This is a genomic window from Pedobacter sp. MR22-3 (assembly GCF_026240075.1).
In the GTDB taxonomy this organism is placed as follows: domain Bacteria; phylum Bacteroidota; class Bacteroidia; order Sphingobacteriales; family Sphingobacteriaceae; genus Pedobacter.
Genome location: NZ_JAPIVF010000002.1, coordinates 375,035 through 393,063 on the forward strand (window position 1 = coordinate 375,035; position 18,029 = coordinate 393,063).

Sequence of the window (18,029 nt, forward strand, 5' to 3'; positions counted from 1 at the left end):
AATTAGCTTAAAATAAACCGTAATGAAATTTAAGCTTTTTCTGATTCTTTTCATTTGCTCTGCGTTTGCATCAAACGCCCAAATTTTAAAATATACTAACGGTAACAATGCCTGGAATCCTGATTCGCTGGGCAACCACAGGGTAGTTGTTCTGTTTAATGGAAAAGGCAAAATTGCCCATGCAAAAATCGATTGGCGCAGAAGAGATGAACATCCTGAATTAAAGGGAATCATTGTTCAGGATGCCAGCGGTAAAACCATTTCGGTTGTTGGTACAGATAAACTAACAAGAGAAAGTGCTGATGTTTATTTCGAAACCTCTGGTCCAGGCAAGTATTACGTGTACTATCTGGCTTATAAAAACGAAGGCAGGAGCAATTATCCAAAAGGTGTGTATATCAAACCTAAACAAGCAGATCAGGCCTGGTTAGCGACTGCAAAGCAGGTTAAGGTTAACGCTTCAGTGGTAGAGATTCAGTCTATCGATGCTTTCAATTCTTTTTATCCGATGGAAGTTATTGCGACAGCTAAGGAAACTACTGTTGTAAAATCTAAATATCCATCCGAAGCTTTTATTGTATTTCCGGAGGATAGGATGTACCCCATCAAAATGCAAAACGATTTGCCTTATCGATGGGTTCAGAAAGGTGCATTAAATTCTTTCACAGGAACGGCCAGCAAGGGCGAAAATTACGCATTTCAATTGGGTGTTTATGCCTTGAAGGATTTGAAAGATGTTAAAGTTTCTTTTGGTGATTTAAAAACATCAACAGGGAAAATAATTTCTGCTAAATATATCAACTGCTTAAATACAAACGGAACGAGCTATGATAACAAATCATTAACAGAAACGGTAAATGTTGCAGCAGGAAAAATGCAGCCCATGTGGATTACGGTTGATATCCCCGAATCAACTTCAGCGGGGATTTATAAGGGCAAATTTACCGTGAAATCCAGAGGTAAATCAAAAGTTATCAATGTAAAATTAACTGTTGGCCATAAAGTTTTGGCCGATGCCGGCGTTGGAATGCCATATAAACAAACCCGGTTAACATGGTTGAACTCCAAACTGGCACAATCAAATACCGTTGTGGCACCATATACACCACTAAAGGTTGATGGAAATGTAATCTCACTGCTCGGGCGAAAGTTTGAAATCAATAGCGATGGTTTTCCAAAGCAGATCCAGACTTTTTTCAATACAGAAATGACTGGTTATACCGATAAACCCAATAATTTGTTATACGAACCGATACATTTTCATTTTTACAATACCCCTAAAACACAAGAGAAGTTTATTACGGGTAGCTTCCAGATTACCAGTAAAGAAGCAGGAACGGTAAAATGGAAAGCAAATAATACCTCGAAAAACCTGGCAATGGATTTGGAAGGTACTTTAGAATTTGATGGTTATATACATTATGTGATCAAGGTTACGGCATTAAACGATGTGCTATTTAGCAATGTCGATTTTCATATTCCTTTTGATAAATCTGCAACAAAGTACCTGATGGGGTTAGGTGAGAAGGGTGGGGTTAGGCCTGACACTGTAAAATGGAAATGGGACGTGGCAAACAAAAATCAAGATGCCGTGTGGATTGGAAATGTAAATGCAGGCCTGTACTACCATTTGAGAGATGAGAACTATGTCCGTCCGCTGAATACAAATTTCTATCTGCAGAAACCATTAGTGTTACCAAAATCCTGGGGAAACGACAATAAAGGCGGTATCCAGATTAATATAAAAGGAAGTTCCATGTTGGCAGATAGTTTTACAGGAGCAAGGAGCATGAAGAAGGGAGATGTACTTTACTATAATTTCAATTTGCTCATTACGCCGTTTCACTTACTGGATACTGATTTTCAGTGGGATAATCGTTTTTATCATAAATATGGAAGTTTAGATTCCATTAAAGCTACCGGAGCAACGGTTGTAAATATTCATCATGCCACGCCAATAAATCCATGGATTAATTATCCGTTTATCGAATGGAAGAAGATGAAAACTTATGTGGATGAGGCACACCATAAAGGCTTGAAAGTAAAGATTTATAATACTGTTCGGGAGCTTTCTAATCATGCTTATGAATGGCCTGCATTAAGAAGTCTAGGTACTGAAGTGTATTCTCCGGGTAAAGGTGGTGGTTTCAGCTGGCTCCAGGAACATTTGGATTCTAATTATATTGCGGCCTGGTTTGTGCCGGAAATAAAAGACGCTGCTGTGATTAACAGCGGAATGAATCGCTGGCATAACTATTATGTAGAAGGGATGAATTGGCTGGTAAATAATGTTGGAATAGATGGGGTTTACCTGGATGATGTGGCTTTTGATCGGGTGACCATGAAGCGCATTAAACGGGTGTTAACACAGCATAATCATCCGGGAATTATTGATTTGCACTCTGCGAATCAATACAATAAAAGTGATGGTTTTAACAATAGTGCCATTTTGTACATGGAGCATTTTCCTTATCTGAATCGTTTATGGTTTGGTGAATATTTTGATTATCAGAAAAATGATCCGGATTTCTTGCTGACCGAAGTAAGCGGAATTCCATTTGGATTGATGGGAGAGATGCTGCAGGATGATGGAAACGCCTGGCGTGGGATGATTTATGGGATGACAAGCAGGTTAGGTTGGTCTGAGAAGAGCGATCCTAAACCACTTTGGAAGGCATGGGATAACTTCGGATTAAAGGGTGCTGAAATGATTGGTTACTGGAGTGATAATTGCCCGGTAAAAACAGATCATCCTAAAGTATTGGCTACGGTTTATAAACAGAAAGGTAAAACGATGATTGCCTTGGCCAGCTGGGCAGAAGAAGATGTAAAAATTAATTTAAATATCGATTGGGCTACACTTGGCTTGGATGCCGATAAGATAAAAATATTGGCTCCGGCAATTGAAAATTTTCAGACTGCAGGGAATTATACTAACGGAAAATCTATTCCTATTGAAAAAGGAAAAGGTTTGATATTGATTGTGGAGTAGTTGGTAAGTAAGTATTCGTCATTGCTTCGTTAGCTGAAAAAGCCTCCTTGCAATGACGAATTTTTAGAATTATACCTTTACATTTTCCATACCGTACTGCTTTAGTACATCGGCAGGAACACCCGTCCACTGGTTTGGTGCATTTCCTGCATAACCAATGTCTTTAACCCCAATTTCGGTGGTGTAAAATCCTGATGCTGTTAAACTTCTCATTCTATTAAAAAAAGTCACGCCTGCCTGAACTTCAGGCTTTGCTTTTTTAGGATAAGCAATTTCATCAATTATTGAGATCTGCTGGGCAGATGAAGCATCAATAAATGATTTACCAAATTTATTAAAGCAATAAACATCCAGCCATTTTAAGCCACCACGCATGGGTGTTTTATGTTCTGGTATATCTTTTACGATAAACTCAATAAATTCGGGTACTTTGGCATCCGATGCACTGCCTGAAACATTGTCTTTTGGAATAATAATATCAGCAAGCACTGTAATGGTAGCCATTTCGTGTTTATTGAAAAACGTTTCTGCCTTTAGTTTTTTATCCCGGTCAATTTCCCATTGTTCCCTTCCGGCTTCTGTAGCAGCTTCCTCTTTAGGGGCAACAACTTCAGCTGTTTTTGTTTCGGGTTGCTTACAGGCTTCTAATATTACAGTGGTACTGATTGCTGTTAAACCTAGTGCTTTTATGGAATCACGTCTGTTCATGTTGTAATTCTTTAAATGTTATGTTTTTTCTTTTGAGCTAAAATATATTCGGCGGTTCGCATAGAGAGTGCAAGGATGGTCCAGGTAGCATTTTTATCGCCTTGTTGTACAAACGGACCAGCATCAACCACAAACAAGTTCTTACAATCATGTGCCTGGCAGTATTTATTTAGCGCAGATTTTTTCGGATCATCACCCATGCGGATGGTCCCCACTTCATGAATTATTTTTCCTGGCGGAAGCAATCCGTAATTGGTTTCCGGCCCCTGGATTTTAGAGGTCACTACACCGCCCATTTCTTTCATCATCGTGAGGAAAGTATCCTGCATGTGTTTGGCTTGCAAAATTTCTTCTTTAGCCCATTTGTAGTGGAATCTTAAAACGGGGATACCATATTTATCAACAGTATTGGGATCAATTTCACAATAGTTATCTTCGCGGGCAATAGCAGTTCCACGTCCGGCCATTCCTACCGTTGTACCGTAAAAACGGCGATAATCATCCTTGAGTGATTTCCCATACCCACCAGCTTCTTTCATTTTGCCATCTCTGCCGGGTACCATGCCATTCATTTCCGGTACACCGCCTCCGAAACCATAAGCTGGCATGCCCATTCCGCCCCAATATTCAATGTGATATCCGCGGGGGAAGTTAAGTTTTTTGTTATCCAGCCACCATGGAGAATAAATGTGAACACTCCCCAAACCATCTTCGTTATAACGTTTCCGGTCCATGAGTTGAGGCAAAAAACCGGAAACACTAACACCGGTAGAATCATGCAGATATTTACCCACAATGCCACTACTATTGGCTAAACCATTAGGATGTGCAGATGATTTCGAATTCAATAAAATACGGGCAGATTCGCAAGCACTGGCACCTAATATGACCATTTTGCCATTCACCTGATATTCCTGCAAATCTTTCCGGTTTACATAAGAAACCCCTTTGGCAGATCCATCTTTATCGGTAATGACTTCCCGGACCATTGCATCAGTGATTACAGTTAAATTTCCTGTTTTTACAGCCGGGATAACGAGACAGGATGAAGAAGAAAAATCGCCATACACTTTACAGCTTCTGCCGCATTGGCCACAATAAAAACATGGGGCCCGGTCGCTATTATTGGGTAAGGGTTCCGTTAAAACGGAGCCACGGCCGGGAATGACTTTGACACCAGCTTTATCTGCACCTTTTTTAATGAAAAGTTCGGTCAGGCGTGGTTTTGGTGGTTTCATAAAAATGCCATCTGGTTCATTTGGCAAACCTTCTTTAGTTCCGTAAATGCCAATTAAACGATCAACTTTATCATAAAATGGCTTCACTTCATCGTAAGTGATGGGCCAATCGTCAGTTAAACCATCTTTTGCCTGAAAATCAAGCGGCCCCATCCGGAGCGATATTCTTCCCCAGTGATTGGTACGTCCGCCTAACATGCGCGACCTGAACCATTCAAATTCGGTTTTATCTTTTGTGGTATAAGGTTCGCCCTCCAGTTCCCAGCCGCCATAAGAGGCGTCGAAATCACCAAATGGTCTGGTGGTTGAAGCACCGCGACGAGGAGATTCCCAGGACCATTTTAACTGGTGTGCATCAATTCTAGGATCAAAATACTGACCAGCTTCGAGCATTAAAACTTTTTGTCCGGCATTCGCTAAAACGTAAGCACTCATCCCGCCACCTGCACCAGAACCAACGATAATCACGTCGTAAACGGTGGGCGATTTTTTAATCTGAAATTCACTCATTTGTATTGGTTAGATAAACTGTTTATCTAAGCTAGTGCTATTTTTTATGAAATAAAAACGTTTAATCATTTTGGAACGATTACAGATAATGTCTTTTCTGAGTTTTCTAAATCGTATTACCTCATGAAATGTGATTTCCTGATCTCAAGACAATTTTTAGCTTAAACATTAATTTTTTTGCTATAAATGATGAATAAAAACATCGCTTCATTGTTACATGATCAGGCTCAGCATTTCTTCGAATAATTAGGTTTATCTTTGCGTTATAAATTTAATTGATGGTATTTTCAGCACAAACAGAACAATTTATAGCAGCTTTAGCAGATAGCCTGAGCTTACAACAATTTGTTAAAATCTCCCTGGGGAATTATAAGGGCACAGATGAAGGATTGAGGCAAATTTTAGTTAGAAAAGTATTGATTAAAAGAATGCCTAAACTGGCTTTAACTTTTCGCTATAAAACCCGTGATATTGTAAAGAACTTTAATGAAGAAGAAGGGGTGAAGCTGATTTCAGAATATTTACAATCTGGTTTTAAAATCGCTACACTCTTTACAACTGAAAAGGATTTGATTTTTGAGGAATTGAATAACGGGAAGGTTGTCATCAGGGAAATCACAGCATCTGCAAAGGAAGTTCCTGCAGCCAGCCACGATAAGGAGAAAGCAAGGTTAATCAAACCAGATGATAAATCTTATTTAACCGAATTAAAAATTACAGATGCCGATGGCAGGGTATTTAAGAATGCACAGGATAAATTTCGTCAGATTAATCATTACATTGAAATTTTGAGTGCATTAATTAAAGAACTGCCCGAAGGAACCATTAAGAAAGTTGCTGATATGGGATCAGGTAAGGGCTACCTAACCTTTGCCTTATATGATTATCTGCATTCGGTTTTAAAGCTGGATTCAGCAGTGGTAGGTGTAGAATATCGTCAGGATATGGTTGATTTATGTAATGCTGTAGCGGATAAGTCTGAATTTGATCAGTTGAGTTTTGTTCAGGGAACGATAGAAGATTATAATGCCGAAAATGTGAATTTATTAATTGCGCTTCATGCCTGCGATACCGCTACTGACGATGCTATTTTTAAAGGAATTAAGGCAAATGCTGAGTTAATTGTAGTTGCACCATGCTGCCATAAACAGATCAGGAGGGAGATTGAGCAGCATAAAGTAAAAAATGATGTTTCGTTTTTAACCAAATACGGGATCTTTTTAGAACGCCAGGCTGAAATGGTGGCTGATGGAATTCGTGCTTTGATTTTGGAATACTTTGGTTATAAGACTAAGGTTTTTGAATTCATTTCGGATGCACATACACCGAAGAATGTGCTTGTAGTTGGAGTTAAAAAAAGTCCGAAGTCTTTAGTCGGAAGTTTGTGGAATGAGGAGCAGAACATGATTTTACAAAAAATTAAAGCAAGTAAAGCCTATTTTGGGATTGGCTATCATCATTTGGAAAAATTGTTGGAATTGTAGATTAACTGCAAAGAGCACTAAGTTTTTCGCGAAGAAACGAAAGGCTTCAGGTGCCAGATAATTTCTTATTTAGCTCGATGTCAACCTATAGGATCAAGCTTATAAGTGCAATAAAATCAAGGCAACTAAAGCTGGAATGGATTGTACATACAGAATTTTTTTACTTGCCGTAGCTGCACCATAAATCCCGGCCACGATGATGCAGCATAAAAAAAAGATCGCTACATATGTTTTCCATTGATGATCGCCGATGCATAATGACCAAATTAGTCCAGCGGCCAGAAAACCATTATATAAACCTTGATTAGCGGCCAATGCCTTGGTTTGTGGAAACAAATCTTTAGGGATGGTTTTAAAAACATGAGGTGCTTTGGTTGTCCAGGCAAACATTTCTAACCATAAAATATAAATATGAAGGACGGCAATAATACCAATTAAAATCTGTGCTGCTAGTTGCATTTTGAATGGGTTTTTTTAATAGCTCAAGGTACAAAAAAAATGTTATCAGGCCCTAATATGTTAGCACTTACATGCTATTTTTAAACCAAGCAACTAAAAGTAATCTGATCAAGAGATAATCCTTAACCTTTGAAATGAGTTGTAGCCTTCAGCTTTCACCATTCATCTTTATTCTGTCATGCTGTCAGTAATCTGCAGCCCCTTTTTTTACATTTTATCAGTCTTTTGCACATATTATCTGCCAAAACCCAATTGGCACAAGCATTGTTTAACAGGTAGAAATTATAAAGCTTAAAAAAGAAAAAACATAATACAATGGGAAAAATTATTGGAATAGACTTAGGAACAACAAACTCTTGCGTGAGCGTAATGGAGGGCAATGAGCCTGTAGTTATTGCAAACAGTGAGGGTAAACGTACTACACCGTCTATTGTTGCTTTTGCAGAAAACGGTGAGCGTAAAGTTGGCGAGCCTGCTAAACGTCAGGCTATAACCAACCCAACAAAAACGATATATTCGATTAAACGCTTTATGGGTAGCAGCTACGACGAAAGTGCGAAAGAAGCTGGACGTGTACCTTATAAAGTAATTAAAGGTGATAACAATACACCTCGCGTAGAAATCGACGACAGAAAATATACTCCACAAGAGATTTCTGCCATGATTCTACAGAAAATGAAAAAAACTGCTGAAGATTTCTTGGGTCAGGAAGTGACAGAAGCGGTAATCACTGTACCTGCCTACTTTAATGATGCACAACGTCAGGCTACGAAAGAGGCTGGTGAAATTGCTGGTTTATCTGTAAAACGTATCATTAACGAGCCTACTGCAGCTGCTTTAGCTTATGGCTTAGATAAAGCACACAAAGACATGAAAATTGTTGTGTTTGACTGTGGTGGTGGTACGCATGACGTTTCTGTATTAGAATTAGGTGATGGTGTTTTCGAAGTAAAATCTACTGATGGTGATACGCACTTAGGTGGTGATGACTTTGACCACATTATTATTGACTGGTTAACTGAAGAATTCAAATCAGAAAACAGCATGGACCTTGCAAAAGATCCGATGGCATTACAACGTTTGAAAGAAGCGGCTGAGAAAGCTAAAATTGAGTTATCAAGCACTACTTCTACTGAAATTAACTTGCCATATATTACTGCCGATGCGAGTGGCCCAAAACACTTGGTGCGTACCTTATCCCGTGCTAAATTTGAGCAATTGGCTGATAGCTTAATTAAACGTACTATCGAGCCTTGTAAATCTGCTTTGAAAAATGCTGGTTTAAGCACAAGCGATATCGATGAAATTATCTTAGTAGGTGGTTCAACCCGTATTCCTGCAATCCAGGATGCAGTTAAAGCTTTCTTTGGTAAAGAGCCAAGTAAAGGTGTTAACCCTGATGAGGTTGTGGCGATTGGTGCTGCTATTCAAGGTGGTGTGTTAACTGGTGATGTGAAAGATGTATTGTTATTAGACGTTACGCCTTTATCATTAGGTATCGAAACTATGGGTGGTGTAATGACTAAATTAATTGAGTCTAACACAACTATCCCAACTAAAAAATCAGAGACTTTCTCAACTGCAGCTGATAACCAGCCTTCGGTAGAAATCCATATTTTACAAGGTGAACGCCCAATGGCTAACCAAAACCGTACAATTGGTCGTTTCATTTTAGATGGTATTCCACCAGCACCTCGTGGTGTGCCTCAGGTAGAAGTATCTTTTGATATTGATGCTAACGGTATCTTACACGTAAGTGCAAAAGATAAAGCTACTGGTAAAGAGCAGAAAATCCGTATCGAAGCTTCTTCAGGTTTAACTGATGCTGAGATCAAAAAAATGAAAGAAGAAGCAGAAGCTAACGCAGCTGATGATGCTAAAGCTAAAGAAGAAGCTGATAAAATCAATGGTGCTGATGCTTTAATTTTCTCTACTGAGAAACAATTGAAAGAGTTTGGTGATAAATTATCTGCTGATAAAAAAGCGCCAATCGAATCTGGTTTAGAGAAATTAAAAGCAGCTCACTTATCTCGTAACTTTGCAGATATCGATGCAGCACAAGCTGAATTGCAAAATGCATGGAACGCAGCATCTGAGGAAATGTACAAAGATGGCGGTCAGCCTCAAGGTGGCGAGCAACCACAAGCTGATGGTCAACCTCAAGGTGGTGGCGATAACGTTACTGACGTTGATTTTGAAGAAGTAAAAGAAGACGATAAGAAATAGTCTTGAGTCTGAAGTCCTGAGTCGAGAGTCTTGGGTTGAAATAAAAGCGTTTCTGATTAAGTTCAGGAACGCTTTTTTAGTTTGGAGTCTGAAGTTTTTGAGTGGAGCGTTTTGGACGGAAATAGCAAGTGTTTTTGATTAAGTTCAGGAAGGCTTTTCATATTCGTCATTCCGAGGCACGAAGCAATCTTCATGCGATTGCTATAAGCGTCATGACGTAGCGAAGCTACAAGCAGATAATTTTTAATTCAGGTTTTCCGCTATAATATCCTGCAATTCTTTTTCATTTATGGCTATTTCCTGAAGCAATTTAAACTGGTTTTTAGCCCGATCTAAATTTTGAGCGGCATAGTTTACAGGATAATACATGTTGCCGTTTAAAAAATCAGTTAAGAAGCGTAAAGCTTGCATGTAAATGATATACCTGCCTGAGAATAAAATCAACTCCTTCTCTGTTGCGGTTAATATTGACTTCATCTCTGAAAGATAACCTTTAATCATGGCCTCGAAATAAGGGATTCTGATTTTGATCAGGCTGAGATCTGTTTCATTTTCAGAACATGCACACAGGTAAGTTCGCATCATATCGCCTAAATCTGAAATAAATTTGCCAGGCATGATAGTGTCTAAGTCAATTACGCAAACGCCATCGAAAGTCTTTTCATCCAATAGCACATTACTGATTTTAGTATCGTGATGCATTACGCGGTCAGGAAAGTCATTTCTGTGTGAATAGGAAATATAATAATCTAAAATATGCTTATGGTTCAAAGCATCTTCAATCTGCTTTTCAGCTTGTACCTTCACAAATTCCGGGGCTTTGGCTAATGCCTTTGCAAATTGTGCATATCGCAACGCCAGGTCGTGAAAACCAGGAATAGTAGCCTGAAGCGACTTCGTATCAAAATCATCAAGCAATCTACTTAATTTGCCAAATTGCTTTGCTGCTTCAAAAGCTTGCTTAGGCGTGGTTAAAACATCAAGAGAAATGGTATTCGGCACAAAGGGTAATAACCGCCAGAACTCCTCATTGATGTGCGCCATTTGCATTCCACCGGTAGTAGGAAGTGGTTTAATGAAAAGGTAATCGGGATCGTGCAGCGAAAGATAAGCTGAGATTGCCTTTAGATTATTGGCAATGATCCAGGGGGATTTAAAAACCGAACTGTTGATATTCTGGAGAATAAATTTATCCTGCCCGGCTAGGGGAGTAAGCAAATAGGTACGGTTAATTAAACCCGTACCTATTTGTGTGATTGTTGTATCTTCTTTAGTAAATCCGTAAGCGCTTAAAACTTCGGAAGCTAAATTTAGTTCCATAATTTTTCAGGATAGGTTCCATTGTTAACCAATTGGTTAATAGAATCCTGAACATATGGTTTATCTTCTTTATACGTTACACCAAACCATTTATTTGAAGTTGGAACCACCTTAAATGTCGCCGTATTGTTTCGTACTAGGTTTTCGCCGATTAACGGAATAAAAAATTCTGCTTTAGGTTTGTCTTTGTTGGCCATGGCAAATTCTTTAAATAGGCGCTCTGTAATTTCAAAAACAGCAGGTGTAAAACCCCAGAAGTTCATGGATACAGGCGTGCTGAAATCCAATGGAAACTCTTCACCATCTTCTTCATAGAAAATTTTGCCATCTTTAGGATAAACTTTTGTGCGTTCTACAATTTCTGATAAGTTACCGGATTCGTCTACTTTGCAAACCCCTCTGGATACTGATCCAAATTCAGAAAGTGTTTTACCAATTTCATAGCCTATAATTGAATAATTACTGTCAGTAGCTTCTGTGTTTAAGAAATCAGCCATTTTCTGAAAGGCATCAAAACCATAATAATCATCGGCATTGATCACACAGAAAGGTTCTTTAATTACCTTTCTTCCGGATAAAATGGCATGGGCGGTTCCCCATGGTTTTTCCCGGTAAATTTCGTCTTCAATACCAAATTGTTTCAGATCAAAGTTCTGGAAAACATATTCAGTTTCTATTCTGCCATTTAATTTTGGCTCAAAAATAGATTTAAAATTTTCTACAAATTCTTCTTTAATAATAAATACAACCTTGCCAAATCCGGCATTAATTGCATCATATATGGAATAATCGATGATGGTTTCGCCATTTGGGCCAAAGCCATCAATTTGTTTCATACTGCCATAACGGCTGGCCATCCCGGCAGCCAATATCAATAGGGTTGGTTTCATGTTATAAAATATTAACGGAGCATTAATGTATTGTACTTATATTGATTATTTTGGAGGGTTAAAAACCGAAAAGACCACCGGTTTTAGACTTGGTTTTCTTGCCGGTTAGCATTCCGAATATACCCCTAACAATTTCTTTGCCAATTTGGCGAGTGATGGTTGCGCCCATTACCTGTTCAACCAAACTCTTTTCATTCGTGCCGGGTTTATTTTTACTTGTTTCCTGTTTTTGTAATTCTTTTTCCTGCTTTATCTGTTCTGCTGCTGCTGTCTGATCATTTATTTTTTTTGTTAGCATTTCATAAGCACTTTCAGGGTCTAATGTATTTTTATATTTTGCATACATCTGACTGCCATTGATCAGTTGCTCGAAATCTGCTGAACTCAAGGGCGCCATCACTGACCGGGGAGGTGTAAGCATGGTAGCAGAAACTTCTGTTGGGATTCCTTTCTCATTTAATACGGTAATGAGTGCCTGCCCGGTGCCCAGTGCCGTTAAAATTTTATCTATTTCATAGAAATCAGATTTTGGATAGGTGTTCACTGTTTTTTTCAAAGCATCGGCATCATTTGGTGTAAATGCCCTTAGTGCATGCTGAACCCGGTTACCCAACTGGCCCAATACGCTTTCGGGTACGTCTGTTGGAGACTGCGTGCAGAAAAACACCCCTATACCTTTTGAACGGATTAACCTGATAATGGTTTCAATCTGCTCTAAGAAAGCTTTAGATGAATTTTTAAACAATAAATGTGCTTCATCAATAAAGAACACCAACTTTGGTTTATCTAAATCTCCAACTTCAGGCATTGTATTAAACAGTTCGGCCAGCAGACTTAATAAAAAGGTTGAATATAATACCGGTTGATTTTGAACATCGGCAATATTAAGCAAGCTAATGATTCCTTTGCCATCCACACGTTCTAATAAATCGGCTATGTCGAAAGATTTTTCGCCAAACATTCCACCTAATCCCTGTTGCTCAATTGCCACGATTTTTCTCAGTATTGTACCAGATGTTGAACTGGAAATACTGCCATAATCACTTTTGATTTCTGCGGCACCAGCACCTTCTGAGAGATAAGAAACCAGTTTTTTTAAATCGTTCAGGTCTATGATGGGCATTTTGTTGTCATCGGCATATTTGAAAATCACAGCCATCACACCTGCCTGCGTATCATTAAGGTCAAGTATTTTTGATAACAGTGTAGGACCAAACTCCAATACTGTAGCACGCATTTGTGCACCTGTTTTTCCAGATAAGGAATAAATTTCCAAAGGAAAGCCTGATGGTGCAAATGGCTTATTCAATTGTCGGGCACGTTCTTCAATTTTAGGATTAACGGATCCGGGTTTGTTTAAACCTGATAAATCTCCTTTTACATCCAGCATAAATACCGGTACACCAGCGTCTGATAGCTGTTCTGCAAGCAACTGCAGTGTTCTGGTTTTTCCTGTCCCGGTTGCCCCGGCAATTAAACCATGCCGGTTCATCATTTTTAATGATAAATTAACTTCAGCCTCGCTATAAACCTGTCCATCTAAAATTCCGGCACCCAAATAAATATATGAACCCGTAGGGCTGTAGGATGATTTTATTTGTTCGATGAATTTAGCCGACTCACTCATGTTGTTTTATTTAAATGCCTAATCTAAGAAACTAATCTTAAAAAAATGTGTAATTACCGGAACATCCTGGTTCAATTTATTGCACAGGATTGGTCACTAAATTAATTAAACTGTTTATAATGATTTAATTCAGACCTTAATGTGCTGATTTCGTTTTGCATGGTTTCTACCTGATTTAGCAATTGAGAAATGGCATGCAAACCTTCCAGGTTAATGTTGAGGTCTTTGGCTAAACGAACATACCGTTCCAGTTTTAAAAGCTCATCCATACTCAGAAAGATAGTTTTTTTTTGAGTGGTGGTTTTAATCAGGCCGAAATCTTCAAGTGATTGAATAAAATCGATCTCTACATGGTGATACACACATATATCATTTAAGGCTATCAGATTATTTCTCATCATCATTAGCTTTTAGAAAGTTTTTCAAATAATTCTTTTTGCTCCTGGTTTAGATGGGTAGGTAATTTAACCTGCCACTTAATATACAAATCGCCAAACTGATCTGCTTTTTTATAAACGGGAAATCCTTTTCCCTTTAAGCGTAAGGTGGCATCAGGTTGAGTGCCTTCAGGTATTTTAAGCTTTACTTTACCATTTAAGGTTTCCACAATTTTTTCACCACCTAAAACAGCTGTGTACAGGTCAATTTCTTCCTGAATGTAGATATCATTCCCCTTCCGCTTAAATTTAGGGTCTTCACTGATGCTGAACTTAATATACAGGTCGCCAGGTTGTCCGTTATTTGCACCTGGTGCACCATAACCCGGTAGTTTTATCTTTTGCCCATTTTCTACCCCTGCCGGGATGGTAATCCGCACTTGTTTCCCGTTAACCGTTAAGGTTTGTTTATGTGTGGTGTAAGCATCTTGAAGGTTTAATTGCAGCTCAGCATTATAATCCTGTCCTTTAAAAGGCGATTGCCTGCTGCTTCTGCCAGCGCCACCGCCAAACATGGACGAGAAAAAATCGGAGAAATCATCACCTCCGAATCCACCGGAATAACCTCCGCCATTGCCGTAGCCTCCACCCTGAGACTGGTATTGTCTGCGTTGTTTTTCCTGCGCATCCAGCTGATCGGCATGTTGCCAGTCTTTACCGTATTTATCGTACTTTTTACGTTTTTCAGGATCACTCAAAACCTCATTGGCTTCGTTAATTTGCTGAAATTTCTTGTTTGCCTCTTCGTTATTGGGATTTAAATCCGGGTGATACTTCCTGGCCAATTTCCGATATGCTTTTTTTACATCGTCAATGGTTGCGGTTTTTTTTAAATCGAGGATTTTATAGTAATCTATGTAGTCCATAATGCTGTTAACAAATCATAAGTGCTAAAGTTTAATGTTTGGCAGCTAAATTTACTTTATATTTTTAACGTATATCTTACTTAAATATTGATTTTTACTTCAAAACCATTAAACAAAAATGCCTCCAAAAAATTGAAGGCATCTGATGTTAATGATCAGATTAGTGTTATTAATCTTTGTGGATGTGATTTACTTCCCTTTTAAAATTTCTATTTTTTCCCGCTCACTTGACAATAAACGCTCAAATAGTTCAATAATCTTTTCAACCGTATTGAACGTCGGTTGATAATTTACTGAACTTGCAATCAGTGTTGAATGATCCCTACTGGAATTATGGTAGGTATTTGATATGACATTGAAAACCACTTCATCACTATAATTCTTTATTGCTTCCTTGCTCAGGCCTAATATGCTGGCAAATTATCTAAAGTGCTATCTTCTATTTGTTCGCTCTATTCTAATTTACTTACCGCTTGCTGACTAATACCAAGTTCTATGGCTAAGGCTTCTTGCTTCATGCCGCGTGATTCTCTTATACGGCTAATTTTTCTACTGATGTGAGGGGTGTTTGTTTTTTCTGCGGTTTCCATATTTTAAATATATCTAATTTTTGTCTGGTAAAAGACTATATGGAGTTGTCGTTAACAATAGCCTATTTATGAACTTTGCAGTAGGCAATATCAGCATTACAGTAATACAAAAACAAAGATTAAAGTGGGTTTAGAAAAGTAAAAACCCATTAAAATACCAGCAAGAGCAGATATTTTAATGGGTTAATGTTAATGATCAGCGAAAAATTATTTCTTTCCTTTAACGTATTTTTCTAACCATTGGTCTTCTTCCCATAAGGTATGAAGGATGTTTTCTTTTCCGCGATAGCCGTGCGCTTCATAAGGTAAGAATACGAAACGGGTGGTTCCGCCGGCACCTTTAATCGCATTAAATAAACGTTCGCTATTGATTGGGAAGGTACCTGGATTATCATCAGAATCGCCGTGGATCAACAGCAATGGTGTTTTAATTTTATCTGCATAACTGAAGGGACTCATCTCATAATAAAGTTGGGGTACCTGCCAGTAGGTACGTTCTTCATTTTGAAAACCAAACGGTGTAAGTGTACGGTTGTAAGCGCCGCTGCGGGCAATTCCTGCTGCAAAAAGATCGGTATGGGCCAGCAAATTTGCTGTCATGAAAGCTCCGTAACTGTGGCCGCCAACAGCCATTCTTTTTTTATCGCCAACGCCTAAATCAGCCAGTTTATTAATTGCTGCTTCTGCATTTAGTTTAAGCTGCTCAATAAAAGTATCATTTGGTTTTTTACCATCTTTGGCTACGATAGGCATTTCTGCGTTATCTAAAATGGCATAGCCCCTGGTAACCCAATAAATTGGCGATCCCCAGCTGATGTTGGTAAACTTATCTTTAGAACCACGGATTTGCGCCGCATCTGCTGCAGAATTAAATTCACGTGGATAAGCCCAGATTAGCGTTGGCAGTGGTCCGTCTTTGGCCTTGTCATATCCTTTCGGTAAATATAAATCGCCGGTTAAATCCACCCCATCTGCACGCTTATAAGAAATTTTTTCTTTTGTGATGCCATCAAGTGATGGATAGGGATTCGCAAAATCAGTCACAGGCTGATCGGCAATGCGCAGTACGAGGTTTTTAATGAAATAATTGGGTACCATTTTCTGGCTTTCCCTGCGGGTTAATAAAACTAATTTATCCGGATTGATGACGTCACTTACGTATTCAAATGTGCCTTCTGCACTGCGCCAGATGATTTCATTTTTCTTTGTGGCCAGATCAAACTTGGCCAGGAAAGGTAAATCTCCTTTTTCTGAAGAACCAACCGGATTATTCATCAACAGTTTGGTGCCATTATCAACCGTTTTAATCACCTGGCGGCCATACTTGTTTTTCACGGTTACCGGCGATCCTGGGTTGCCGTAAGCATCTGTTTGATTACGGGTATATAATTCTTCTACAACACCGTTGGCTGGATTATACCTGCTTACCTTATTGGTTTGTTTACTTCTCAGGCCTTCCATAATCAGGGCCAGATGAGCATCTCCCCACTGTACACCGCGGTAACGGGTTTGAGTTTTGAACAATTCTTTTTCAGCACCTGCAAAAGGCGCACTTAAGGCATAAACAGCATCATGAAATGGAACACTTTTTTTAATCAAGCCACTATCTAAAGGTTTTGCCCAAATCAGTGTGGCTGGTTCATCATCCCGCCAGTCGAAACTACGGGCAACATTTTGTGTATTGTCGTAACCAGATGGTGTTCCTTCTGATGAAGGTAATTCAACGATGGTTTTAATCGTTTTTCCATTTTGATCAGTAATGGTGATGGTTGATGGAAAACCAAATGCTGAAACCAGATAAGAAAAAGGTTTTCTGATGGTTGCTGTCAGCATATAATTTTTATCAGGAGATAATTCTACCCGGGTGTAAATGGCTGGCTTTCCAATAGGGGTTTCTACGCCTGCTGTATTTTTAACCAGTTGAGCGGTAGCAAAAAATTCAAACAGCTGCTCATCAAATGGTGATTTGATTAAATCCTGATAGGTAGCACTTGGTGCTGCTTTACCCAGATTTTGCTGGATGGTTGGCCCTTTTGGCATTAAAGGCTTTTTAGGTGCAGCAGCAGCTGGTTGCGTTGCCGTACGATAAATTAATGTTTGGTCATTTAACCAGGTTAATCCGCTTCCCAATACCACATTTAAAAATGCTTTATTTGTTTTGACAGCCTTTTTTGTCGTCAGATCAATCACATACAGGTCAACTCCTTTTTGGGTGGTTTGGGTAAAGGCAATTTTGGTTTCTGAAGGGTTCCAGCTGATATTGCCGGCGAATAAAGGAGCTGGTAAGCCAGTAACCTGAAAGGTTTGATTTGTTTTAATGTTTTTCAGGCTGAAATTATTAATGTAATTCTGCCTGCTTGGTGCGTAATTGTTAGGATTCAACCTTAAACCGGCGATCCGGTATTCGGGCATGGCCAATTCTTCTACTGAAGGATAAGAATTGCGTTCGCTAAATAAAATCCATTCTGCTTTGCCATCCATGCTTACTGCAGGTGTTGGTTTAGCCAATAATAAATCAGCAATTTCTTTTGGTGGGTTTTGATAGCTAATGGCATCCTGTGCAGCAGCGTTAAGCGAATTAAAAGTACCCGCTATCAATAAAAAGGCGTATAAATTTTTAATCATTTTAATGAGTTATGATGAATAAGGGATTCAAAGATTGGAAATTTAAAAGTATTGCCC

General features: G+C 38.9%; 13 protein-coding genes. 3 read left to right on the top strand and 10 right to left on the bottom strand.

The window, feature by feature from the left end:
* The first annotated feature begins 22 nt into the window (after nt 1-22).
* Entirely contained in the window at nt 23-2,992 is a 2,970-nt protein-coding gene (locus tag OQ267_RS05445; protein WP_265835148.1) for a glycoside hydrolase domain-containing protein, read from the top strand.
* 69 nt (nt 2,993-3,061) lie between these two features.
* On the opposite strand, the gene OQ267_RS05450 is transcribed toward OQ267_RS05445, so the two are convergent.
* Both OQ267_RS05450 and OQ267_RS05455 read right to left on the bottom strand, forming a co-directional pair.
* The gene (locus tag OQ267_RS05450) at nt 3,062-3,700 is read right to left on the bottom strand and encodes a gluconate 2-dehydrogenase subunit 3 family protein (RefSeq protein ID WP_088301922.1); all 639 of its coding nucleotides are present in this window, start codon (nt 3,698-3,700) and stop codon (nt 3,062-3,064) included.
* 11 nt (nt 3,701-3,711) lie between these two features.
* On the bottom strand, nt 3,712-5,448 hold the full coding sequence (locus tag OQ267_RS05455; RefSeq protein ID WP_265835149.1) for a GMC oxidoreductase: 1,737 nt from the start codon (nt 5,446-5,448) through the stop codon (nt 3,712-3,714).
* Nucleotides 5,449-5,726: 278 nt separating this feature from the next.
* Here OQ267_RS05455 and OQ267_RS05460 point away from each other — a divergent pair, with 278 nt between their 5' ends.
* Nucleotides 5,727-6,932 (top strand): class I SAM-dependent methyltransferase, encoded by a 1,206-nt coding sequence (locus OQ267_RS05460; protein ID WP_265835150.1) that lies wholly within the window; start codon nt 5,727-5,729, stop codon nt 6,930-6,932.
* A 99-nt stretch (nt 6,933-7,031) separates the two neighbouring features.
* Here OQ267_RS05460 and OQ267_RS05465 read toward each other — a convergent pair whose 3' ends face one another.
* Nucleotides 7,032-7,391 carry a DUF1304 domain-containing protein gene (locus OQ267_RS05465; RefSeq protein ID WP_265835151.1) on the bottom strand — a complete coding sequence of 120 codons (360 nt, stop codon included), beginning with the start codon at nt 7,389-7,391 and terminating at the stop codon, nt 7,032-7,034.
* Between the two features lie 315 nt (nt 7,392-7,706).
* Between OQ267_RS05465 and dnaK the strand changes: the two genes are divergently transcribed.
* The gene (dnaK, locus tag OQ267_RS05470; RefSeq protein ID WP_088301926.1) at nt 7,707-9,617 is read left to right on the top strand and encodes a molecular chaperone DnaK; all 1,911 of its coding nucleotides are present in this window, start codon (nt 7,707-7,709) and stop codon (nt 9,615-9,617) included.
* Nucleotides 9,618-9,860: 243 nt separating this feature from the next.
* On the opposite strand, the gene OQ267_RS05475 is transcribed toward dnaK, so the two are convergent.
* From OQ267_RS05475 to OQ267_RS05505, 7 genes are all read right to left on the bottom strand, one after another.
* Nucleotides 9,861-10,937 (bottom strand): phosphotransferase enzyme family protein, encoded by a 1,077-nt coding sequence (locus OQ267_RS05475; RefSeq protein ID WP_265835152.1) that lies wholly within the window; start codon nt 10,935-10,937, stop codon nt 9,861-9,863.
* On the bottom strand, nt 10,928-11,827 hold the full coding sequence (locus OQ267_RS05480) for a nucleotidyltransferase family protein (protein WP_265819851.1): 900 nt from the start codon (nt 11,825-11,827) through the stop codon (nt 10,928-10,930). Before OQ267_RS05480 ends, OQ267_RS05475 begins: the two co-directional genes overlap by 10 nt.
* A 58-nt stretch (nt 11,828-11,885) precedes the next feature.
* The gene (locus OQ267_RS05485; protein ID WP_265835153.1) at nt 11,886-13,454 is read right to left on the bottom strand and encodes a helicase HerA-like domain-containing protein; all 1,569 of its coding nucleotides are present in this window, start codon (nt 13,452-13,454) and stop codon (nt 11,886-11,888) included.
* Between the two features lie 101 nt (nt 13,455-13,555).
* Entirely contained in the window at nt 13,556-13,858 is a 303-nt protein-coding gene (locus tag OQ267_RS05490) for a chaperone modulator CbpM (RefSeq protein WP_088301930.1), read from the bottom strand.
* Nucleotides 13,858-14,757 carry a J domain-containing protein gene (locus OQ267_RS05495; protein ID WP_265835154.1) on the bottom strand — a complete coding sequence of 300 codons (900 nt, stop codon included), beginning with the start codon at nt 14,755-14,757 and terminating at the stop codon, nt 13,858-13,860. The genes OQ267_RS05490 and OQ267_RS05495 overlap by 1 nt, the downstream gene beginning before the upstream one ends.
* A gap of 452 nt (nt 14,758-15,209) precedes the next feature.
* Nucleotides 15,210-15,347 carry a helix-turn-helix transcriptional regulator gene (locus OQ267_RS05500; RefSeq protein WP_265835155.1) on the bottom strand — a complete coding sequence of 46 codons (138 nt, stop codon included), beginning with the start codon at nt 15,345-15,347 and terminating at the stop codon, nt 15,210-15,212.
* 207 nt (nt 15,348-15,554) lie between these two features.
* Nucleotides 15,555-17,972, bottom strand: a complete 2,418-nt coding sequence (locus OQ267_RS05505; protein WP_265835156.1) for an alpha/beta hydrolase family protein — start codon at nt 17,970-17,972, stop codon at nt 15,555-15,557.
* Nucleotides 17,973-18,029 lie beyond the last annotated feature (57 nt).